General features: G+C 55.1%; 20 protein-coding genes. 2 read left to right on the top strand and 18 right to left on the bottom strand.

The window, feature by feature from the left end:
• Positions 1 to 164 precede the first annotated feature (164 nt).
• Positions 165 to 500, top strand: a complete 336-nt coding sequence (locus C2U68_RS11230; protein WP_140912581.1) for a c-type cytochrome — start codon at positions 165 to 167, stop codon at positions 498 to 500.
• 78 nt (positions 501 to 578) lie between these two features.
• Here the strand turns inward: C2U68_RS11230 and C2U68_RS11225 are convergent, their stop codons facing one another.
• From C2U68_RS11225 to C2U68_RS11140, 18 genes are all read right to left on the bottom strand, one after another.
• Complete coding sequence (locus tag C2U68_RS11225; RefSeq protein WP_140912580.1) at positions 579 to 1,196, bottom strand: hypothetical protein; 618 nt, start codon at positions 1,194 to 1,196, stop codon at positions 579 to 581.
• Positions 1,197 to 1,324: 128 nt separating this feature from the next.
• Positions 1,325 to 2,536, bottom strand: a complete 1,212-nt coding sequence (locus C2U68_RS11220; RefSeq protein WP_140912579.1) for an argininosuccinate synthase — start codon at positions 2,534 to 2,536, stop codon at positions 1,325 to 1,327.
• Positions 2,537 to 2,621: 85 nt separating this feature from the next.
• Positions 2,622 to 3,887 (bottom strand): lipid IV(A) 3-deoxy-D-manno-octulosonic acid transferase, encoded by a 1,266-nt coding sequence (waaA, locus tag C2U68_RS11215; RefSeq protein WP_140912578.1) that lies wholly within the window; start codon positions 3,885 to 3,887, stop codon positions 2,622 to 2,624.
• Between the two features lie 270 nt (positions 3,888 to 4,157).
• Positions 4,158 to 6,551, bottom strand: a complete 2,394-nt coding sequence (ppsA, locus tag C2U68_RS11210) for a phosphoenolpyruvate synthase (protein WP_140912577.1) — start codon at positions 6,549 to 6,551, stop codon at positions 4,158 to 4,160.
• A 91-nt stretch (positions 6,552 to 6,642) separates the two neighbouring features.
• On the bottom strand, positions 6,643 to 7,590 hold the full coding sequence (gene rfaD / locus C2U68_RS11205; protein ID WP_140912576.1) for an ADP-glyceromanno-heptose 6-epimerase: 948 nt from the start codon (positions 7,588 to 7,590) through the stop codon (positions 6,643 to 6,645).
• Between the two features lie 4 nt (positions 7,591 to 7,594).
• A complete protein-coding gene (gene rplI / locus C2U68_RS11200; protein ID WP_140912575.1) occupies positions 7,595 to 8,041 on the bottom strand; it encodes a 50S ribosomal protein L9 in 447 nt (148 codons plus the stop codon).
• Positions 8,042 to 8,087: 46 nt separating this feature from the next.
• Positions 8,088 to 8,996, bottom strand: a complete 909-nt coding sequence (locus C2U68_RS11195) for a hypothetical protein (RefSeq protein ID WP_140912574.1) — start codon at positions 8,994 to 8,996, stop codon at positions 8,088 to 8,090.
• Positions 8,997 to 9,024: 28 nt separating this feature from the next.
• On the bottom strand, positions 9,025 to 9,255 hold the full coding sequence (gene rpsR, locus C2U68_RS11190; protein WP_054758676.1) for a 30S ribosomal protein S18: 231 nt from the start codon (positions 9,253 to 9,255) through the stop codon (positions 9,025 to 9,027).
• A 24-nt stretch (positions 9,256 to 9,279) separates the two neighbouring features.
• Positions 9,280 to 9,705, bottom strand: a complete 426-nt coding sequence (gene rpsF, locus C2U68_RS11185; RefSeq protein WP_140912573.1) for a 30S ribosomal protein S6 — start codon at positions 9,703 to 9,705, stop codon at positions 9,280 to 9,282.
• A 142-nt stretch (positions 9,706 to 9,847) separates the two neighbouring features.
• Positions 9,848 to 11,212, bottom strand: a complete 1,365-nt coding sequence (locus C2U68_RS11180; RefSeq protein WP_186289584.1) for a flagellar hook-length control protein FliK — start codon at positions 11,210 to 11,212, stop codon at positions 9,848 to 9,850.
• Positions 11,213 to 11,239: 27 nt separating this feature from the next.
• Positions 11,240 to 11,692 (bottom strand): flagellar export protein FliJ, encoded by a 453-nt coding sequence (gene fliJ, locus C2U68_RS11175; RefSeq protein WP_140912571.1) that lies wholly within the window; start codon positions 11,690 to 11,692, stop codon positions 11,240 to 11,242.
• Entirely contained in the window at positions 11,692 to 13,038 is a 1,347-nt protein-coding gene (gene fliI / locus C2U68_RS11170; protein ID WP_140912570.1) for a flagellar protein export ATPase FliI, read from the bottom strand. The genes fliJ and fliI overlap by 1 nt, the downstream gene beginning before the upstream one ends.
• On the bottom strand, positions 13,035 to 13,742 hold the full coding sequence (locus C2U68_RS11165) for a flagellar assembly protein FliH (RefSeq protein ID WP_140912569.1): 708 nt from the start codon (positions 13,740 to 13,742) through the stop codon (positions 13,035 to 13,037). The genes fliI and C2U68_RS11165 overlap by 4 nt, the downstream gene beginning before the upstream one ends.
• On the bottom strand, positions 13,729 to 14,739 hold the full coding sequence (gene fliG / locus C2U68_RS11160; protein WP_140912568.1) for a flagellar motor switch protein FliG: 1,011 nt from the start codon (positions 14,737 to 14,739) through the stop codon (positions 13,729 to 13,731). The genes C2U68_RS11165 and fliG overlap by 14 nt, the downstream gene beginning before the upstream one ends.
• Positions 14,732 to 16,474 carry a flagellar basal-body MS-ring/collar protein FliF gene (gene fliF / locus C2U68_RS11155; protein ID WP_140912567.1) on the bottom strand — a complete coding sequence of 581 codons (1,743 nt, stop codon included), beginning with the start codon at positions 16,472 to 16,474 and terminating at the stop codon, positions 14,732 to 14,734. The genes fliG and fliF overlap by 8 nt, the downstream gene beginning before the upstream one ends.
• Before the next feature lie 17 nt (positions 16,475 to 16,491).
• Positions 16,492 to 16,803 carry a flagellar hook-basal body complex protein FliE gene (fliE, locus tag C2U68_RS11150; protein ID WP_140912566.1) on the bottom strand — a complete coding sequence of 104 codons (312 nt, stop codon included), beginning with the start codon at positions 16,801 to 16,803 and terminating at the stop codon, positions 16,492 to 16,494.
• A gap of 58 nt (positions 16,804 to 16,861) precedes the next feature.
• Positions 16,862 to 18,244: a sigma-54-dependent transcriptional regulator gene (locus tag C2U68_RS11145; RefSeq protein ID WP_140912565.1), complete on the bottom strand. Its 1,383-nt coding sequence runs from the start codon at positions 18,242 to 18,244 to the stop codon at positions 16,862 to 16,864.
• The gene (locus C2U68_RS11140; protein WP_140912564.1) at positions 18,231 to 19,433 is read right to left on the bottom strand and encodes a sensor histidine kinase; all 1,203 of its coding nucleotides are present in this window, start codon (positions 19,431 to 19,433) and stop codon (positions 18,231 to 18,233) included. Before C2U68_RS11140 ends, C2U68_RS11145 begins: the two co-directional genes overlap by 14 nt.
• Before the next feature lie 256 nt (positions 19,434 to 19,689).
• On the opposite strand from C2U68_RS11140, the gene prsT reads away from it, so the two are divergent.
• Positions 19,690 to 22,503: an XrtA/PEP-CTERM system TPR-repeat protein PrsT gene (gene prsT, locus C2U68_RS11135; RefSeq protein WP_140912563.1), complete on the top strand. Its 2,814-nt coding sequence runs from the start codon at positions 19,690 to 19,692 to the stop codon at positions 22,501 to 22,503.
• Positions 22,504 to 22,678: the final 175 nt, after the last annotated feature.

Raw genomic sequence — 22,678 nt, 5'->3', positions numbered from 1 at the left:
TTGGAAAAATCAGGCCGCAAGCGGGCTAACGGCAGTGGTGCAACAGAAAATCGATTGAATTTTTTGCCAAAGTTCCCTATCCTTTACCCGCTTAACTTCCCTGTGAGCTGCTTATTCAAAACAACAATACGCAGTTCTTTTTTTAAACACAACGAGAGAAGAAAATGAAAAAATCATTCGGTTTATTAGTAGGCGCAGCTCTTATCGCGATCAGCGGCCAAGTTGCAGCTAACGAAGCGGAAGAAATCGGCGCAAAAATTTACGAGCGTGCTTTCGGCCGTGGTTGCGGCGCTTGCCATGACATCTCTTCTAACCCACAACTGAAAGAACTGATCAAAGCGGGTAAACTGCCGAAAGACCAGTTCGCCAGCGTCCTGAAAAACGGCAAAAACGGCATGCCTAAAGCCACCGCAGCGATCATGGAAGTGGGTCCTGTCAAAAAAGCTGGTTATACCGAAGACCAAGCCATCGACGCAGTCTACGAATATTTGAAAAAATAATCGCAGTTCGACAGGCAAATAAAAAGCCGCTATCCGTAACGGATAGCGGCTTTTTTATTCGCTAAATAAAATGGCGGGCTAATCGCCTCTGCCAAGATAGGCTTGGCGACTTCGCTGATGCGTTAGACGGTAACGACCACGCAGCCAGACCCCGGCAATCGCCGCGATCATCAAACCGCAAGAGACAAAGGTCAGATAAACCAAATCCTTTACATCGTTCAATTCCTTGATCAAGGCCTGATTCACTGCCGCGCCATCGGCTCTGGCCGGCGAATCGATCGAATAGGTCGTCAGGATTTTTACATCCCCTTTCAAATCGCGAATGGTATCCAAGGAATCGGCAACGCTGCCTTTTTTAATATTCTCTTCCAATGTCCGCAATTTGCTTTCGATTGAACCGCTCAACAAACCGAATAACTGCCCTTTCAAAGCACTAATTTCTGCAGATAGCGCCGGGTTCTGAGTCGCATAAACCGCAGACAAGGTCTGATGTTTTTGGATTTCGGTCAGCAAATTTTGTCTGGGCAACAATACAAACCCCAACACAAACACAACCGCCATCAACCCCATCACCAACAGCAGCAGCACGCGGTTGGCTTTTACCAATGCCTGATGCTGGTTTGCGGTCCGCAAATAGACAATCTCGCGCGTGTCGCTTATGACTTCATCCGGATTAATCTCAGGCATGTCGCTCATTATTGTTTTAATCTTGCTAATCGGGAAGCGTCTCTGCCCGCCGACGTAGCCAAGTACTACGATCGACGGACAGTTATCGGCGCATTATACAAGCTTGCGGAAAAATGTCCTGTTTTCTGCTTTCGGGCTTAACGGCCTTTTTTTGCCGCAATCCGCATCCGCAGGGCGTTCAATTTAATAAAGCCTTCGGCGTCTTTTTGGTTGTAGGCGCCGCCGTCTTCTTCGAAGGTCGCGATGTTTTCGTCGAACAAACTGTTGGTTTCGGATTGGCGGCCGACGACGATGACGTTGCCTTTGTACAACTTAACGCGAACTTTACCGTTCACGTTCACTTGCGACTCGTCGATCATGGTTTGCAGCATTTTGCGTTCCGGACTCCACCAATAACCGTTGTAAATCAGAGAGGCGTAACGCGGCATCAACTCGTCTTTCAAATGCGCCACCTCGCGGTCCAGAGTCAGAGATTCGATCGCGCGATGGGCCTTCAACATCACGGTGCCGGCCGGCGTTTCGTAGCAACCGCGCGATTTCATACCCACGTAACGGTTCTCGACGATATCCAACCGACCAACACCATTGGCGCCGGCGATTTTGTTCAGTTTCTCCATGACCTGATGCGGCGTATGCGGTTCGCCGTCGATGGCGACGATATCGCCTTTTTCATAGGTCAATTCGACATAAGTGGCTTGGTCCGGCGCATTTTCCGGCGACACACTCCAGCGCCACATGTCTTCTTCCGGCTCGGTCCACGGATTTTCCAGAATCCGGCCTTCGTAGGAAATATGCAGCGAGTTGGCATCCATTGAGTAGGGCGAGGTTTTACCTTTCTTCATCTCCACCGAGATGCCATGCTGCTCGGCGTAATCCAGCAGTTTTTGCCGTGAATTCAAATCCCATTCCCGCCAGGGCGCAATGACCTTAATGTCCGGCCGCAACGCATAAGCACCCAGCTCGAAGCGGACTTGGTCGTTGCCCTTGCCGGTAGCACCGTGGGAAATCGCGTCGGCGCCGGTTTCGTTGGCAATTTCGATCAGACGCTTGGCGATCAGCGGCCGGGCGATGGAGGTACCCAGCAGATATTCGCCCTCGTAAATGGTATTGGCGCGGAACATCGGAAATACGAAATCGCGGGCAAATTCCTCGCGCAAATCGTCGATATAGATTTCCTTGATGCCGGCTGCCTTAGCCTTGGCCCGTGCCGGCTCCAGCTCTTCGCCCTGGCCGATGTCGGCGGTAAATGTTACGACCTCACATTGGTAAACATCTTGCAGCCATTTCAAGATCACTGAAGTATCCAGACCGCCCGAATAGGCCAGCACCACTTTTTTAATATCCGACATAATCCGCTATTAACCTAAAAAATTAAAAACCAACGAATTATAACGGAAAACACCGAGCGCTTTCCGCCAAACCGTCAGGACCGCTTCAAACATCCAAGCTTTCAGCCAATAATGCAGCAGTCCGCTCAGCCGCTCCTTGATTGTCGGCAACAAACTGCCGGGCGTTGCCAACCAGACGATTTTTAAATCCGATATCTTGATAAAGGCGTAACACCGCACCCGGCAAGGCCTGAGCCCCGGCACACTGAACGGCCGCTTCGGCGGCGAGCATGCGCTCGGCTATTTCCTGAAAATTAAACATTTCCGGACCGAAGATTACCGGTACGCCGGCAGCCGCCGGTTCCAACACATTGTGGCCGCCAACCGGAACCAAACTCCCGCCGACGAACGCAGCATCGGCCGCGGCATACAGCATTTTCAATTCGCCCATGCTGTCGCCGATATAAACGTCGGTCTGTGCGCTGCAAGCCCGCTGTTCGCTGCGCATCACCACTTGCAACCCACGTTGCTCGCAGAGCGCTCTCACCGTTAGAAATCGCTCGGGATGCCGCGGCACGATCAGCAATAACAATTCGGGCAGCGCGGCTTTTAGCTGCGGATACAGTGCGAGGAACACCTCTTCTTCACCGTGATGACTACTCGCAAGCACCAGAACCCAACGCCCGGCAAATGCCTGGGCCTTTAGAGTTTGTCCTCGCCCCTGCACCTCGGGCGCTATGGTCACGTCGAATTTGATATTGCCGAGCACCCGCACGCGATCGGGTTGAGCTCCGATCTGGATAAACCGAGTCCGGTCATCAACGGTTTGCACTGCAATCGCCGCCACACCGGCCAGTGCCGGCCGCACCAAGGCCGGGATTCTTTGATAAGACTGCGCCGAACGCGCCGACAACCGGGCATTGACGATATACAGCGGTAGAGAAGCCTCGGCGCAGGCGGCAAACAGGTTCGGCCAGATCTCTTTTTCCATGATTACCGCCAGGCGGGGCCGAAAATGCGCGATAAAGCGTCCCACCACCAGTGGCAAATCATAAGGCAAGTACACATGCTCGACCCTATCGGCCAACACTGCCCGCACGCGGGCCGAACCGGTCGGCGTGGTCGTCGTCACCAGCACCGGCAATTCGGGATATTGAGATTGCATCCATTTTATTAGCGGAAACGCCGCTTCGGCCTCGCCGACCGAGACCGCGTGAAACCAGAGCACGCCTTGGCGGGATTGAAATGAGTAAACTCCCAAGCGTTCGCGCCAGCGTCGCCGGTATTCCGGCGCTTTGGCCCCGCGCCAATACAAGCGCAGCAACACCATCGGCAATGCCAAATGGAACAGCAAGGTGTAGACGAATCGCATAAGCCGATTAACCACCGCGCGACGGCGAACAAAATTCAGAACTCGCAGAACGAGGCCGCAAATCTGGCATGAAATTCTCCATGGGAATGAGCGAAAATTGGAACAACACGGTTGGAAAGCATCTGTATTGGAAAAACTTTAAGCCAGCGCTCGGCGCCGACAACTAGCCGAAAGCGGTGCTTGACAGACTGACTGAGCCGCAAGCCCCGGCAAAAAACCAGCCCATAATAACGGTCCGACGTCATGATCGTTCAGGACATCTCCGCTTGGCTATCGCCCCAAGCACTGTTCCAATTCCAACACCCGCTGCGTTGTGGGTAACACAGTGTCAGGATTCAAGCTCATCGAATCGATCCCGATTTCCACTAGATATTCGGCCATTTCCGGATAATCCGACGGCGCCTGGCCGCACAAACCGGAATGGCGGCCGTTGCGCCGGGCGCCTTCCACCGCCAGCCGAATCATGGTTTTGACGCCGGGATCGCGCTCGTCGAAGTCGTTGGCAACAATCTCCGAATCGCGATCGACACCCAGCGTCAATTGGGTCAAGTCGTTGGAGCCGATCGAAAAACCGTCGAACAGTTTGGCAAATTCGTCGATCAGAATCACGTTATTCGGAATCTCGCACATCACGTAGATTTCCAGGCCGTTATCACCGCGCTGCAAGCCGTGGCCGGCCATCGCCGCCAACACCCGCTCCGCCTCGTCGATGCGCCGGCAAAACGGGATCATCAATATCAGATTGGTCAAACCCATCGTCTCGCGCACCCGCTTCATCGCTGCGCATTCCAAGGCAAAGCCCTCGGCGTAAGCCGGATGCACGTAGCGCGACGCGCCGCGAAAACCGATCATCGGATTGGCCTCGTCCTGCTCGAACCAGCGCCCGCCCAACAAAGTGGCGTATTCGTTGGTCTTGAAGTCCGACATCCGCACCACCACCGGCTTGGGATAAAACGCGGCGGCAATCGTCGCCACGCCTTCGGCCAGGCGCTGGATAAAAAACTCTTCCGGGCTTTCGTAACCCTCGGTCAAACGCTTGAGTTGTTCCAACTCGGCGGCATCCTGAACCCGATCCGGATGAATCAAGGCCAGCGGATGAGCCTTGATGTATTCGGTGATGATGAATTCCATCCGCGCCAAGCCGACACCGTCGTTCGGCAAAAAGCTGTGCTTGAAGGCCAATTCCGGATTGCCCAGATTCAGCATGATTTTGGTCTTCGGCCGCTGCATTTGGGCCAGATCGGTCCGCAGCACCTCGAATCCGACCTGCCCCTGATAAACCTTGCCGACGTCGCCCTCGGCGCAACTGACCGTAATCTCGCTACCACTGGCGATTGCCGTCGTCGCGTTCTCGCAACCGATCACCGCCGGCACGCCCAGTTCGCGGGCGATGATCGCCGCATGGCAGGTACGGCCGCCGCGATTGGTGACGATGGCGGCAGCCGTTTTCATGACCGGCTCCCAGTCCGGCGTGGTCATATCGGCGACCAACACTTCGCCGGGCTTGAAACTGGATAACTGCGCCACGCTGGCAATCACCCGCGCCTTGCCGGCAGCTATTTTGCTGCCGACCGCGTGACCGCGGGCGATGACCACACCCTGCGCCAACAAGCGGTATTGTTCCAACAGGTTGCCGCTACGCTGCGAAGCCACCGTCTCCGGCCGGGCCTGCACGAGGTAAAGTTTGCCGTCCAGCCCGTCCTTAGCCCATTCCATGTCCATCGGCCGGCCATAATGGCGTTCGATTTTGGTCGCATAGTCGGCCAGTTCCAGCACTTCGGCGTCGGCAATGCAAAAGCGGCGCCGCTCGTCGTTGGCAGTAGCGATGTTGCGTACCGGCTCGCGGGTAGTGCCGTCGCTATAGACCATCTTGATCTTTTTCGCCCCCAGATTGCGGCGCAGCACCGCGCGGTAACCTTGGGCGAAGGTAGGCTTGTGCACAAAAAACTCGTCCGGATCGACCGCACCTTGCACCACGTTTTCGCCCAGGCCGTAAGCCCCGGTAATGAACACCGCATCCTGGAAGCCGGACTCGGTATCGAGTGAGAACATCACGCCGCTGGCGGCCAAATCGGAGCGTACCATTTTCATTACGCCAATCGACAGCGCCACCTTGAAATGGTCGAAACCCTGGTCGATGCGGTAATGGATGGCGCGGTCGGTGAACAGACTGGCAAAGCAGCGCTTGCAGGCATCCAGCAAGCTGTGACCGCCGCGAATATTCAGATAGCTGTCCTGTTGACCGGCAAAACTGGCGTTAGGCAGATCCTCCGCGGTGGCGGAACTGCGTACCGCGACAGTCAAGTCAGCGCCGTATTCGCGCTGCAACTCGGCAAATGCGGCATGGATCTCGGCCTGCAAATCAGCGGGCAGCGGCGCGGCGTAGACCAAATCGCGGGCTTGCTGGGCGCGACGGGCCAGATCGGCAACGTCGTCGGCATCGACATCGTCCAATAATTCGTGCAAGCGGGGCCAAGCGTCGGCTTGATCCAACAGACAACGATAGGCGTCTGCGGTGATCGCGAAACCGTTCGGCACCCGGATACCCTCTACGGCCAAGGCTTGGTACATTTCGCCCAACGACGCATTCTTACCGCCGACTAAAGGAATATCCTGGATGCTGAGTTGGTTAAACCAACGGATGTATCGGTAGACTTGGGACATTGGGGGAACTCCTTGGCTGTAATTCTGCTTATCGTTATAAGCATACGCGCTTGAAACGCGGCCGTAACCAGGATTTTCGGCATCAGCGCGGTTAACGCTGACGGTTAAGCCACTCCATGTAGAGCTGAACACCTTCTTCCACCGACTTAAACCGATGCTGGCAACCGACGGCGCGCAGTTTTTCCAGATTGGCTTCGGTAAAACTCTGATAACAGCCTTTCAGATGCTCCGGAAACGGGATGTATTTGATATAACCACGTTGGTGATAACGAATCACCGCATTGGCAACGTCGTTAAAGGTCTGGCTGCGACCGGTACCGCAGTTGAAGATGCCGCTGACTTCGGGATGGTCCAAAAACCATAAATTCACGTCGACAACATCGCCAACGTAAACAAAATCCCGGCGTTGCTCACCGTCGGCATAACCGTCGCAACCTTCGAATAATTTCAATTCGTCGGATTGCTGCATCTGCTTATGCAAATGAAACGCGACGCTGGCCATGCTGCCCTTGTGCGCCTCGCGCGGGCCGTAGACGTTGAAGTAGCGCAGCCCGACTACTGGCGCCGTCAACTTGGTTTGCCGGCGCAGATACTGGTCGAATTGAAACTTGGAGTAACCGTAAACATTCAGCGGACCTTCGTAGGCCAATTCTTCCTTGAAAGTCAGATCGGCGCCATAAGTGGCTGCGCTGGATGCGTAAATAAATGGAATTTTGTGGCTTTGGCAATAATGAAACAGGGTTTTGCTGTATTCATAATTGTTGTCCATCATGTAACGGCCGTCCCATTCCGTGGTACTGGAACAGGCGCCCTGATGGAATATCGCGGCTATCGATTCGGCTTGGAATCGGCCTTGTTGCAGGCGTTCGAGAAACGTGGCTCGGTCGAGATAATCGGCAATCCGGCAATCGACCAGATTCCGAAATTTGATACCGTTGCTTAAATGGTCGACCACCAAAATATCATCGTAACCGCGGGCGTTCAGCCCCGACACCAGATTACTGCCGATGAAGCCGGCACCACCGGTTACGATGATCAAGCGCTTACTCCGCTACGACTTTAATCGTCAGCGTCGCGACGACGTCGGTGTGCAGGTTGATGGCGATGTCGTAATCGCCGATATTGCGGATCACGCCGTTCGGCAAACGTACCTCGTGCTTTTCAACTTTGACGCCGGCAGCGCTGATCGCGTCGGCAATGTTCAGCGTACCGACCGAACCGAACAGACGGCCTTCGTCGCCGGTTTTATGAGCGATCGTAATCGCCAGTTTGCTCAGAGCTTCGGCACGGGCGTTGGCAGCCGCCAATTTTTCGGCCGCTTGCTTTTCCAGCTCGGCGCGACGCTCTTCAAATTCCTTGATTTTAGCCGGGGTCGCCTGAACGGCTTTACCTTGCGGGATCAGGTAGTTTCTGCCATAACCCGGTTTAATGGTGACTTTGTCGCCCAGGTTGCCCAGGTTGGCGGTTTTTTCCAGAAGAATGACTTCCATCGTTTATACCTCTTGGTTCGACTCGTATGTCGAAAAATCGGGAGCTTTAGGCTCCATTGGGTTTAAATTTGTTTCGCAAGTCCAGCCAAGTATCGCTTAGCCCGCAAAGGATGACCACGGCGGTCACGTGCGGCACCAACATCAACGTGATGTACAGAAAAGGCACCATGAACCGACCGCCCTTGCTGGTGGCAAAGGCCGCGTGCAGCACTGCAGTACCGACAAAGACATACAGCACGAACATGACCAGCAAGACGTTCCAGCAGAACTCCGCGATGTCAGCAGGACTCAACCAAGCCACTGCAACCAGCGCCAGTGTCGCCAATGTGAACGGCAAATGCGCCCGCAACGCTAGAAACTCGCTTCTGAAACCGCCGGGATTGTAGAGCGCGGCCTGCCAAAACCGGGCCAAAAACAGGCCCAGCAACAAGCCGCAAACACTACCCGCCGCGGCGACACCAGTCATGTAATGCGCCAACGTATCCGCCGATTGGCGAATCTGTTCGACGGCAACATCGGTTTGCCCGCTCAACATCGGCTGAATCATGAACTCCAGGATTTGCCGCCAAAACAACGCCGGCTGCTCCTGGAATACATAAATGCTGAATACCGCAGCCAAACCTAGCAACACGGCGATTTCGATCGCCACAACCAAGTGTCTGCCCTCGCGCAAGACGATCGAGATCAACCAGACCGGCAGCCAGAACGCCAGACCGTACATCAATGCGTACTGATAATTGCCCAGCAACATCAGGCTCAACACCGCGGCCGCCAAGCAGGAACACAGCAGGACGTACATGCCCTCGCCGGCTCCGCGCCGCAAAGTGACCAGCGCTAGCGAGGCCGAACTTACGATACTAATCGGAGGAAACAACAGGGAAAGCAACGCCAAGCTGGATGCAACGGTCATCGCTTGCACCCTCCCCTTCATGATGAAAGCGGCCAGAAATTGCACGCCTGCCTTCCTCCGGATTGCGAATCAGTTACTTATGCGCGTCGCAAAACGGCAACAAAGCCAGGAAACGGGCTTGTTTGATCGCCGCAGTCAACTGTCTTTGGTATTTCGCGCTAGTCCCGGTAATCCGGCTCGGAATGATTTTGCCGGTTTCGGTGATGTATTCGCTGAGCAGATCCAGATCTTTGTAGTCGATCACGATCGCGTCTTCGCCGCTGAAACGGCAACCTTTTTTACGTCTGATATTGTTACGTGCCATGAAAATTCTCTACGTTAATTTGGGTTACTCTGAATCGGCAGCTACTTCAGCTTCGTCGCTGGTTTCGACTTCGGCTTCGACTTCTTCTTCGGCGTCACCTTTGGCACGGCTGGCGGATTTTTGGCCGTCGCTGCCGCTGGTTGCAATCACGGAAGGACCGGTGATGGCTTCTTTTTTCGCCAGGGTCTGGCTGCGCAAAATGGCGTCGTTAAAGCGAAAACCGGCTTCCAGTTCTTCCAGAGTGGCTTGGTCGCATTCGATATTCATCAGCACGTAATGCGCTTTGTGAATTTTTTTGATCGGATAGGCCAGATGTCTACGGCCCCAGTCTTCCAGACGGTGAATTTTGCCTGAGGCTTCTTCAACGGTGGATTTGTAACGTTCAATCATAGCCGGCACCTGAGCACTTTGGTCAGGATGGACTAAGAAGACGATTTCATAATGTCGCATGATTTCTCCTTACGGGTTGAAAGCTTCCCGCCGGCAGGCAGTGAAGCAAGGATTCGGAGCCGGAAGACTCCAAAAAGCTGGGCATTATAGAAACCGGCGTTGTTTTTGCAAAGCAATTTTTGTTACAACGCCGGCTCGGGGACTAGGCGAACAGACTGAGCAAGCCGTTGCTGGCGATAGCACGCCCGGCTTCGATTTCATCAAGGATATTGGTTGCGGAGGTGTTGTTTGCACCGCCGTCGCTGAAATCAGGGTCTTGATTGCCGCTCCGGCGCTGGTCTCCAGCCATTTGATAGGATTCTCGGCCTTGTTTTTGTTCGGAATGTTGCTGGGACACATTAACGTCCGCCAAATCCAGCTTTTGCTCGCCCAACATTTCCCGCAGCTTCGGTAACGCGGCTTCTATTGCTTCTTTGACTCCCGCATGCTGCGTTGTGAAAGAGACACTGGTTTGGTCTTGATTGACGTCGATCTTAATCGAAATAGGCCCCATGTGTTCGGGGTTCAACCGAATTTCGGCGGACGGAATATCCTGTTTGTGCATCCAAAGCAATTTTTCGCCAAGCTCCACGTTCCAGCCCGGCTGAGCCAAATGCTTGGATATTTCAGCCGTTGCCGGACTATGACCGGCAGAGTTGACCGACTTCGACAATTGGGCAATATCGGCCGCCATCGCCGCAAAATGTTTGCCATTGTCAACCGAACCCGTTTGGTTTTTTGCGGCAATCGCGTCCGCCTCGTTGCCGAAAGCGTTAGCGGAATCTTCCGGGCTATCTTGCCGCAGATCGGCTTGGTCCTGGCCGGACAGCGCCTTCGCCAAGCCGGCATCGGCCGGCTGACCCGGCGACTCGCTTTTTGCCGAGACTGACGCCGCATCCAGTTTGGTCTTCACACCGGTTTCGGCCGAGTTGTTGCCGACTATCGCCAGTGCCTGACCTACCGGATCGGCACTGCTTAACAGATCGCTCGCTCCGGAAACTTGCGTGGCCGAGGTGTCGCTGGCGCTCGCAGAATTGGCCTGTATCTGAGCCAGCGCCGCCGCGGCCTGCGCTGCCGCCAGAACGGCATCGGCTTCTTCCGCATTCTGATCGTCTTGAACGGCGCCAGCTATTGCCGGAGTGGGAGGCGGGGTTGCCGGCACGCTGTCCAGGCTCTGTAAATACTGTAGCACGTCGGCTAACGCCGCCATCGTATCGTCCAGATCGATATCCTGGTCAAGTTTGGCCGCCGTCGGCACGCTATTGCCGAACATAGCGGCAACTTTTTGCAGGTCGCGGCCGGTCAAATTCTCGGCATTTATACCGCTGAGTTGCTGCAAATTCGCCAATTCTCCGCCGCTGCCGCCCGCACTATTCGCCAGACTAGTCTGCAACTGGGCCAATTGTTCCAGGAATGTCGCGGAAAACAGCCCTGCGTTGACGCCGTCGCCCAGCATTCCAGCACCAAGACCGGCCGTCGGGTCGGAACCGGACAACAAAGACAGCGGATTCGAGCTTTGTATATTCATAACCATTCTCCTGTCAGTTTGTTACGGTTATGCAGTTCCCGTGCCATTACCGTTTACCGTGCGCGCAGCCCGATCGTCTTGCTCGGCCTGTTCGCGTTTTTGTTCGTTTTTTATCTCTTCCGCCAAGGCCAGCTCGCTAACTTTTCGCAAACTTTTGGTTCGCTGCCGGGAATCCTCCCAGTGTTTGCGCGCGCGCTGGACTTCACGTTCTTGCTGCGCAACCGCTTGCCTTTGGCTATCGATTGCACTGTCCAATTTTTCCGAAAAGGCTCTGAATTCCATGAGTTGGCTGACGGGTATTCCACTTTGTTGACGGGCGGCGAAATTGTGCAAATACTCCACCCGATAATTTAGCAGGCTGTCCAGCTGGGCTTGCTGCTCGCGCAAACGTTGTTGAACATCCCCCAATGCCGCCAACGCATCCTGCTCCTGACGGGCGTGCAATTCGATCACCACATTCAAGCGCTGCGACTTTTTCATCAGCTTGCCAACAATTGCGCCAGCTCGCTGATGCTGCGGCTTAGGTCGACCGATTCGTCCATGCTTTGTTGCAGAAAATCCATGATCGCCGCGTTCTTCGCCACCGCCTGATCGATCCGCGGGTCGGAACCGGAACGGTAAGCGCCGACGCTGATCAAATCCTTGTTCTGCTGATAGATGGAATACAGGCGTCGCAAATCCCGCGCCATCTGCATATGTTCTGCCTCGACGATGTCCGGCATTACCCGGCTGATCGAGGCTTCGATATCGATGGCCGGATAATGGCCGGACTCCGCCAAACTACGCGACAACACCACGTGGCCGTCGAGAACGCCGCGCGCGGCGTCGGAGATCGGGTCGTTGGTATCGTCGCCCTCGGCCAGTACCGTGTAAAAGGCGGTAATAGAGCCGCCGCCCACGTCACCGTTACCGGCCCGTTCCACCAATTGCGGTAATTTGGCAAATACCGACGGCGGATAACCCTTGGTGGCCGGCGGCTCGTTGATTGCCAATGCGATTTCCCGATACGCTTGAGCGTACCGGGTCAGAGAATCCATCAACAGCAAGACGTCCAGACCCTGGTCGCGAAAATACTCCGCAATACTGGTGGCCAGCATCGCGCCGTGCATCCGCATCAATGGCGAATCGTCGGCCGGCGACGCCACCACCACAGCCCTGCGCAGCCCTTCCTCGCCCAGAATTTTCAGGACGAATTCGTTGACCTCGCGACCGCGTTCACCGATCAGGCCGACCACAACGACATCGGCGTTGGTAAACTTGGTCATCATCCCCAACAACACGCTCTTACCGACCCCGGTACCGGCGAACAAGCCCATGCGCTGGCCGCGACCGACGCTGAGAACGGCATTGATGGCTCTGACGCCGACATCCAATGCTTCGCGAATCGGTTTTCGGGTTAAGGGATTAATCGGCGTACCGGCCAAAGATACCTTGGCGTCGGTATCCAACGCGCCTTTGCTGTCCAGCGGATTGCCGGCCCCGTCCAAGACCCGGCCCAGCAAACCGAAACCAACCCGCGCCAGACTATTTTTACCCATTGGGATCACCCGGCAACCGGGCTCAAGGCCATGCGTATCGCCGGTCGGCATCAGGTAAATATGCGCGCCGCTGAAACCGACCACCTCGGCAGCGATGATTTTGCCGGACTTGGTGACGACTTGACACAACGAGCCTATCGCCGCACGGCAACCCTCGGCCTCCAGCGTCAAACCCACCATGCGCGACAATTTACCCTCGACCACCATTTCCAGCGGCTCATGCAGACGTTGCCGGTAAGGCCGCAGCCGGGCCAACCACAGTTCGGCACGGTCGGCGCTGACTATCATTTCTCGGCGTCCTCGCGCCGGTCCCCGCCCAGCACATTCGCAATAACGGCCGCCATCCGGCTCTCGACGCTGGCATCGACCCTGGAGACTTCGGTTTCGACGACACAGCCACCCCGACTCAGCAAGGGATCTTCCTGCAACCGCCAGGGCGGCATGCTTTCGTCGAGTTTCAAGGCGCTACGGACCAAAGCCGCGTCCTCCGGGTGCAAATTGACGGTGACCTTCTGCGAAGCCAACGGCAAGACCTTAATTGCCTCCCTGACCACGGCAACGATTTCGCCCGGCTCTGACTTCAACTCACGGCGGATCAGCTGGCTGGCGATCGCAATCGCCAGTCTGACCAACTCTTGCTCTATCGCCTCGTCGAGCTGTTTGAACGGTTCGCTCAAGGCATCCAGCAATCCGGCCAATTCGGCTGCCTGTTTTTGCAGCAAGTGCAAACTTTCTTCATAACCTTGCTTACGGCCGATCTCCAGGCCTTCGGCCCTGCCCTCGGCAAAACCTTGCTGCCGGCCTTGCTCGAAGGCTTCATCGTAGGCCTGCTTCTGAATCTCCTCGATCTGTTCCACCGTCAGGATTTCGGTCGCCTGCTCCAGTTCCACCGGTTCCGAATGAGGCGGCGCCTTAAAATCCTGCAGCCCGGTCCAGGGATTCAAGGCCTGCAGTTCGTCTTCGGAAAACCGCGGCGTCTTAGACGAATTCATCACCGCCGCCACCGCCGCCCAGACTCAATTCGCCGGCATCCGACAGACGTTTGGCGATAGCCAAAATATCTTTTTGGGCGGCTTCGACTTCGCTGAGCCGAGCCGGCGGCGCAGCTTCCAAATCGTCGCGCAACATTTCCGCCGCGCGCCGCGACATATTGGCGAATACTTTGTCGCGCAGTGCGGCGTCGACACCGCGCAAGGCCAACAACAGTTGATCGGTGGAGACTTCGCGCAACAAGGTTTGTATACCGCGGTCGTCGACGTTGATCAGATCGCCGAACACGAACATCTTGTCTTGGATGCGTTGCCCCAGGTCGGCATTGACTTCGTTGATGTTCTGCATCATCGGATCGCTGATGGCGCTTTCGATGAAGTTGAGGATATTGGCCGCAGCGTCGATACCGCCGATTTGCGACGACTTGACGCCGTCGCTGCCGGTCAATTGTTTTTCCATGATATCGTCCAACTCGCGCAAGGCGGCCGGCTGCACGCCTTCCAGCGTGGCGATCCGCATCAGCAGGTCGGACCGCATGTTCTCCGGCAGCAGCGTCAAGACGTCGGCGGCCTGGTCGGGATCCAATAAGGACAGAATGATGGAAATGATCTGCGGATGCTCCAGCCGGATCAAATCGGCGATCGCCCGGGTGTCCATCCACTTCAACTGCTCGATACCCTTGCTGTTGGCGCCGAGCAGGATACGATCGATGATACTGCCGGCCTTGTCCGCGCCCAAAGCATTGGTCAGCATATTGCGAATGTACTCGTCTGAGTCCAAGCCCAAACCGGTTTCGTTCTTGATTTCGATAATGAATTCTTCCAGCACTTGATCGATCACGCCGGAGGTAATCGAGCCCAGTTGCGCCATGGTCGAGCCGACCAGCTGCACTTCCTTCGGCCCCATGTGGCGCAATACCGCTGCTGCCCGGTCCTGGCCGACTGCCAGTAGCAGCAACGAAGCGCGTTGCGCCTTGCTATATCTGTCGTCCTCAGCCATCGTCTTTCAACCAGGTTTTGATGACCTGCGCGACCAGTTTCGGGTCTTCGTCGATCATTTTTTGTACATACTCCAGACGTTTTTCGTAGCTTTGCGGCGCTTCCAGCAGCAGCAAATCTTCCATCGCACTCGGCAAGGCGTGAATTTCGCCGGTTTCCCGATCGACTTCCACCGGAACCGCTACCGGCCGCCCTTCTTCATCAAAGCGCACCACGCCACCGGTCGCTTCGGCAATCGCCCGCGCCTCTTCCAAGGCCAGCAACTGTTCTTCCTTGGTGATCAAACCTTTGAATACCGGCCGCAACACGCCCATGATCAACAGTAACACCACCAACACCGCTCCCAATTGTTTCATCGCGCTGGCGAACCAAGGCTGATCCCAAATCGGCTCCGAAGGCAGTTCTTCCAATGCGTCCGGCAATTTAAAGGCCACGTTCGTCACGGTGACTTGGTCGCCGCGGCTGTTGTCGTAGCCCACCGCCTGCTTGACCAAATCGCGGAGCTGATTCAAATCTTCCTGCGAATAGGGTTGTTGCGTGACCTTGCCGTCGGTTTGTACCAATTTTTTGTCGTCGACCACCACCGCGACCGACAGCCGGCGTAGCGCGCCGGTCGCCAAACGGGTATGGGTAATGGTTTTATCCAGCTCGTAATTCCGTGTAGCCGACTTGCTGGCCGCACCGGATTCGCCGGCTGCGGTTTTTTCCTGGCCGCTCGCCACCTCCGGAGCCACGCCGGTCGGCGGCGGCTGGTTGGAAAGCGCGCCGGGCACACCTTGAACTTTAGACGAAGAATTGGTTTCTTCCTGAGTTTGTTCGCTGCGCAACGCCGGCAGATCGGGGTTGAACATTTCCTGGGTTTTTTCGGTGACGGTAAAATCCACGTCGGCCGAGATTTGCGCGCGCATGCCGTCTCCGCCCACCAAAGGCGTCAGGATGTTTTCGATGCGTTCGCGCAAGTGTTCTTCGATATTTTTCTTGTACTCGAATTGCTTGCCGGACAGCGTGATATCTTCCCCGGCCTCTTTGCTGTTCAGCAGGCGACCCTTCTGATCCACCACCGTGACTTGACTGGCTTCCATCAGCGGCACGCTGGACGCGACCAAGTGGATGATTGATTCGATCTGTTCTTTTTCCAGCGTCCGGCCTTGGTAAAGTTCCACGACCACCGATGCGCTGGGTTTTTTCCGCTCGCGGACAAACACCGATTGCACCGGGATTGCCAATAACACTTTAGCGGCCTTGACGTTTTGAATGGTTTGAATGGTCAGGGCAATCTCGCCTTCCAAGGCGCGTTGAAAGCGCATTTGTTCGACGCTTTTGCTGGCGCCGAAACCGTTGTCCTTGTCCAGCAGTTCGTAACCCAGGCTGGCGCTGCGCGGCAGGCCTTGCGCCGCGAGTTTCAATTTCATTTCCCTGACTTTGTCGGCCGGCACCATGATGGCTCCGGAACCGGTCTCGACTTTGTAGTCGACGCCCATCTTCGTCAGCGTATCGAGTATTTCCGCCGAGTCCTTCTCCGCAACGCTGGCGAACAGCAAATCGTAAGCCGGCGCTTGCGACCACAGCACCACCGCAACGCCGATGGCCACGCTCAGAGCCAATCCCAGCATCAAACCGACTTGGCGCGATACCGGCAACTTGCTCAGGCCGGTCAGCGCCTGTTGCATTTTACTGGTCTCGGCGGTCTCTTGAGACCGCGAATCCATCGGTAGATTTCTGTCCAACTCGCTCATGGCCGACTTCCGTTAACCTAAATCGACATGCCCATGACGTCTTTATAAGCGTCGACCAGCTTATTGCGGACTTGCAACATGGCTTGAAATGAGACGCTGGCTTTTTGGGATGCAATCATCACCTCGGCCAAGCTGACATCGCTCTGGCCCATTTCGAACGACTTCGCCAAATTATTGGCGGTCTGCTGGGTCTGGCTTACCGAATCGATGGATTGTTTCAACATCGCGGCGAAATCGCCGCTGGTATCGGCCGGTTGCGCTTTGCCGCCGGCCTCGATAGACATGGCCCGCATTTGGGCCAGGACTTGGTTGACGTTGATGTCTGACATGATATTGACTCTTTATAAGTTGCCTACCGGTTGGCAAGCATTTTTCAGGCCAACATGGCTAACCAGGCACAGCCACCCCGGCTTCTTTCATTCGCGCAATTTTGTAGCGTAAGGTGCGCGGACTGATACCGAGCTTGGCCGCCGTGGCCTTCCGGCTGCCGCTGACATCCCGCAACATTTGCAAAATAATCTTTTCTTCGGCGGAGCGGACGCCATCGTTCAGACTGCCGGCTTCGTTGATATCGATAGCCGCATCGTAGGGCCAGGATTCTATGGCAATAGTTTGCCCGGCGGCAGGCTGGGCCGGCAAAACTGCGGCCTCGTCATCCAAAATTAGCTCATCGGCACCGATGACACCGTTATTTTGCAAAATCAAGGCGCGCTGCACGACGTTTTCCAATTCGCGCACGTTGCCGGGCCAAGCGTATCGGCATAACTTGTCCAGCGCGGCCTCGTCGAAACGACACAGCGGCCGCCCCGGTGCGGTATGTTTTTGGAGCAATTGCTGCGCCAACGGCACGATATCTTGCCTGCGTTCGCGCAGCGCGGGAATCTTCAACGGAAACACGCTGAGACGGAAATACAAATCCTCGCGAAACCGGCCCTCCCGCACGTATTCCTTCAATTTGCGGTTGGTCGTCGCCAAAATTCTGACGTTCAGCGCAATCTTGCGTTGGCCGCCCAGACGTTCCACTTCTTTCTCCTGCAACACCCGCAATAACTTGGCCTGCAGAGCGATATCCATTTCGGATATTTCGTCCAGTAACAGCGTACCGCCCTGCGCCTGTTCGAACTTGCCTGGAGCGGATTGGACAGCGCCGGTGAAAGCCCCCTTCTCGTAGCCGAACAGCATTGCTTCCAGCATGTTTTCCGGAATCGCCGCACAGTTGATCGCGTCGAAAGGCCCGGCATGGTAGTGGGAATTCTTATGGATGTAGCGCGCCAAAACCTCTTTACCGACGCCACTCTCGCCTTCCAACAGCATGGTCACGTTGGTTTTCGCCACCTTGCCGGCCAGCGCGTACAGCTTTTTCATCGCATCGTCGGCGACCACACGCTCAATCGGCACTTGCGGCATCGGCGCAACCAAGGCGGCAACCTTGTCGACCAAGGTCGTGGCCTCGAACGGTTTGATCAAATAATCGGCCGCACCGGCTTGCATGGCTTCGACCGCTTTAGGGATGGTGCCATAAGCCGTCATCAACAAGACCGGGGTTTCAGCGAATTTTTGCTGAATATTCTGCAGCAACTGAATACCGTCCATGACCGGCATCTGCACGTCGCTAACCACCAAACGCACGGCATGTTTAGCCAATTGGCTGAGCGCTTCAGTGCCGTTTTTGGCGGAAACCACGCGGTAACCTTCTATTTCCAGAGTGTCGCACAAGGCTTCGCAGAGCGCGACGTCGTCTTCTACGACCAGAACATCATACTGCTTCATGGTTGATCTCCATATTATTAGCGCCCGCTGAAAGGCTTAACGCATAGTGGTTGTGACACGGCAAGGTCAACGTGAAACAGGTGCCGTTTCCCGGCTCGGAACGGCAACACACGCTTCCGCCGTGGGCCCTGGCAACACTATCCACGACCGCCAGGCCCAGGCCGGTGCCGTTGGATTTGGTGGTAAAAAAAGGCTCGAATAATTTGGCGCGCTGGTCGGGAGGAATACCGGGGCCGTCATCGCTGACACTGATGTCGATGCCGCCGACACCGGCCATCGCCCGCAGCCGGATTTTTTGAGCGCCCGCCTCCGCAGCGTTGTTGATCAAATTCAACAGCGCGCCGCGCAAGGCATCCTGATTTCCCAACAACTCCAGGTCGCCGGCCATGTTAGCGATCTCAAATTGGCCGGCATAGCCATCGCCCGCTTCCCTCAAATGCGCCAACAAGGTGGTTAACGAGAAACCCTGCATCGCCATCCGCCCCTGTTTGGCGAAAATCAACATGTCGTTGACCTGCCGCTCCAGATAGTGCAAACGTTCCAGGATCTTTGCCGAAAATTGCCGACGTTTGTCCTCGGCGATTTCAGGCCGGCTCATTTGCGAGGCATACAAGATCGCGGTCGCCAACGGGGTACGGACCTGATGCGCCAGACCGGCCACCATTTCCCCCATCGCACTGAGATGCTTCTGCTGAACCAAGGTCTCCTGCAACGAGCGGATTTCACTGACGTCGGACAATAGGATGACTTGCTCGGCGTGGTTCCCCAGCACGTTGTGGGTGATATTGACTTTGCGGCCGTCGCGCAATTGCCGCTCGTGTGGCGATTCGAAGACCGGCTGCAAACTTCTGCCGACCACCTCGGACCAGAATTGGCCTATCACCGGTTCACCGAGAAAATCGATTGCATGATTGTTGCAGTCGATCACCATGCCCTGGGCGTTCAACACGACCACCGCGGCCGGCAATGCCGCCAGAATTTGCTGCAAGCGGCTAGCCAACTTCTCTTTCTCGATCAATGTATGCAGCCGCTCGTTGCGGGCGGCGGCCAACTCCCGGTTCAACTGGGCTATCTGCTCTTCCAGCCCCTGGTAAGAATGGGTCAAATTCGCGGAAAGTTCGTTGAATAGCCGAAAAGCGTCGGTCAAACGCTCGGCTTTTTGTTGTTGCTGAAAGCTTAAAGTGTCCATTGCAATTCCGCCAGATTACTCTAACGGCCAAAAAGCAAAAACCAGACCACAATAAAAATTAATTTAAAAACAAAGCACTACAGACACAAGCCAAGATTTTGACGGCCCCACCACAAGTAAGCGCCCAGCGCCCGCCGGTTTGGTCATCCCCAGTCCCAAAGCCTGCAGGCAATCGAATCGACAATCCGGCGCAACTGGAGACAAATCCGCTTTGCGGCTATTCTATGCGGACTCAATGAACGGAAACGGTCTTCTCATGCGCAAATCCCAATTACCTTACCGTCTTACCCTGGGCACATTGCTGCTGGTTGCAGGATTGACCCCGGAAAAAGTTGCCCTGGCCGACGACATTCTGGCCGGACAGTATTACGAGCAGGCCTTACAGGCCTACAGGGAACACAAAAACGACGAAGCGGTAATCCATTTGAAGAACGCCTTGCAGCAAAACGACCGCTACGTCGCGGCCCATATACTGCTCGGCGATATCTATTTGCAGCAGAAATCCTTATCGGCTGCGGAAGTGCAACTGAATCTCGCCAAACAACACGGCGTCGACCCGGCGTTAATCGTCGAAAATCTGGCAAAACTCTACACCTATCAAATCCGCTACAACGATTTAATTAGGGAAATCGATCCGGTACGCTTTAGCACCGAGTTGCGTCCCGCATTACATGTATTCCGCGGAAACGCTTATTTGCAGCTCAATCAGATCAGCGAAGCCTTGAACGAATTCGACAGTGCGGCGCAAATCGATCCGAACTACGTGGCGGCGACGGTCGGCCGTGCCAATGCGCTATTGAAACGCGGCGACCGGAAAGGTGCCGAAGCGGCGGCGGATAAAGCCATGCAAATCCAGGCAAACGACCACGGAGCCTGGTTCGCGAAGGGTTCGATCAAACACGCCAATATGGAGTTGGAGGAGGCGCTCAAGTTTTACGACAAAGCGGTCGAACTCAATCCGGACCATATCGACACGCGCCTGGCCCGCGCCGGCCTGCTAATGGATTTAAAACGCGACGAACCAGCCAAGCAGGATTTGCAGTATGTCCGCGAAAAGTACCCGTTCGAACCCAAAGCCGCCTACCTGAACGCGGTACTATTGGATCGGAACAACCAAAAAGACGCAGCCGCTAAGGAGTTAGTCATCGCGGCCGACACCCTTTCATCGATCAAACCGGAATACCTGTCGGCGCATAGCTCGACTTTGATGCTCTCCGGCTTGGTGAACTACAGCCTGCAGCGCTTCGACCTGGCTGCGGAATACCTTCGACTATACGTGAAACAATTCCCCGAGCAATCCGGCCCGTATAAACTGCTAGCGAACGTTCTGCTGAAAAAAAACGAGCCTGAACAAGCTATTGAATTGCTCCGCCCGATCCAAATGCGCAACCCGCAAGACCAGCGACTCGCATACTTGTTGGGGAACGCCTTCATGCAGGCCGGCAAGCACGACATGGCTAACATCATGTTCGGCAAAGCCACCGCGATGAGCGACGGCAACGACGACTTGCAAACCGAAATCGGTCTTAACCGGCTGGCAATGGGCCACGAGCAAGCGGCAATCCAGGATTTGGAGACGGCGTATAAGCACAATCCCGACTCCTTAGATGCCGGCATTCCGCTGGTGGCACTGAAAATGAGCCAAGGGGACTCTGAAAGCGCCTTACAAATCGCACAGACACTCTACAAACGAGCGTCGACAAATTTAACACTGCTGAACTTGCTAGGCACCACCCAAGTCGCCAACGGCCAATACAAACAAGCCAGACAGAGCTTCGAAAAGGCCATCGATTCGGAGCCGAATTTTCTCGACGCTCAAATTAACTTGAGCAAACTCGACGTTGGCGAACGTAAATTCGATCAAGCCAGACAGCGTCTGCAAGCCTTGAGTCAAAAAGACCCGAATAATCTGGACATTTTGGTGGAACTGGCCAAAGTCGAGCAAAGCGCCGGACGTCTCGATGCTGCCAATGATTGGCTGGAACGCGCCAAAAAGCTCGATTCAAAATCGCTCCCGGTGCTGCTGGCATCGGTCGATTTGTTTTTGAAGATGGGCAAAACCTCTGAAGCCAGTGCCGCGGCTCAAGCAGCCGAAGTGATCGATAAGAATAATCTGCAGGTGATTGATGCGCTGGCGCGCAGTTACTTGGCCAACAACAATCGAGAAAAGGCCTTGGGCGTTTTTATCCGCATGGCCGACCAAGCCCGCTTCAACGTCAAACAGCTTTACAAGGCGGCTCGTTACCAAATCGATGCCGGCGACTATTTCGAAGCCATCAAGACCTTAAAAAAAGCGGTATTAGTCGATGAAGATCATATTCCATCGCAGATTGCCCTGGTCGAAATGGAACTCAACCACGGCAAGCCGGTATTTGCCGCAAGCCGGGCCGAGAGCCTACTGAAACGCTACCCCAAACGGGCCTTTCCACACCAATTATTAGGTGACATTGCAGTCCACGACAGTAATTTCAGCTTGGCCAACAGCCACTATCAAACGGCGTTCGAACTGGAACCTGATACCACGTCGTTGATGCAGCTTTTCGAAAGCATGCAGAAAACCAACCAGCCGGATAAAGCCTTCAATTTATTGGAACAATGGGTGAAAAAGCATCCCCAAGACTACCCACCGATGGCAGCCTTGGCCAGCGAATTATTAAAAAACGGGAATTTCAAAGAAGCCGAAAAATATTACGATCTGTTGCTCAAACAGTTCCCGAGCGAACCGCAATTTTTAAACAACCTCGCCTACGTTTATTTGAATGTCGGCAACAACAAAGCGCTTTCTTTAGCTGAACAAGCCCATAAACTGGCTCCCGACCAAGCGGCGACCAACGATACTTTGGGTTGGATTCTAGTCAACGCAGGCCAAGCCGAACAAGGCTTGCACTACCTGCGCAACGCGCATTCGCTACAATCGCACGACCCCGAGATCCGCTATCACATCGCTGTCGCGTTAAATCAAATGCAACGTCGGGAAGAAGCCAGACAAGAACTGGAAGAAGCACTGAAAGCCAATACGGAGTTCAACGGGCACGAGCAAGCCAAGGCTTTATTGGACAAGCTGCGCTGAAATTCGGACGGGTAAGGTCTGTCGTGTTTTTTTACAATACCTATACCCACTCAGCGAGCCTTAACCGTAACAATATGAATTTAAACAAAATTAAATAATGGCCCAATAAATGCTTATCAAATTTCGACAAAAGCGTTTTGCTCTATGGCCGATAGTACAATTGTTATTTCCAGAC

The sequence above is a fragment of the Methylomonas koyamae genome, assembly GCF_006483455.1.
GTDB classification, from domain to species: domain Bacteria; phylum Pseudomonadota; class Gammaproteobacteria; order Methylococcales; family Methylomonadaceae; genus Methylomonas; species Methylomonas koyamae_B.
Note: the sequence above shows the minus strand (reverse complement) of the source record. Positions and strands in the feature narration are given on the sequence as shown.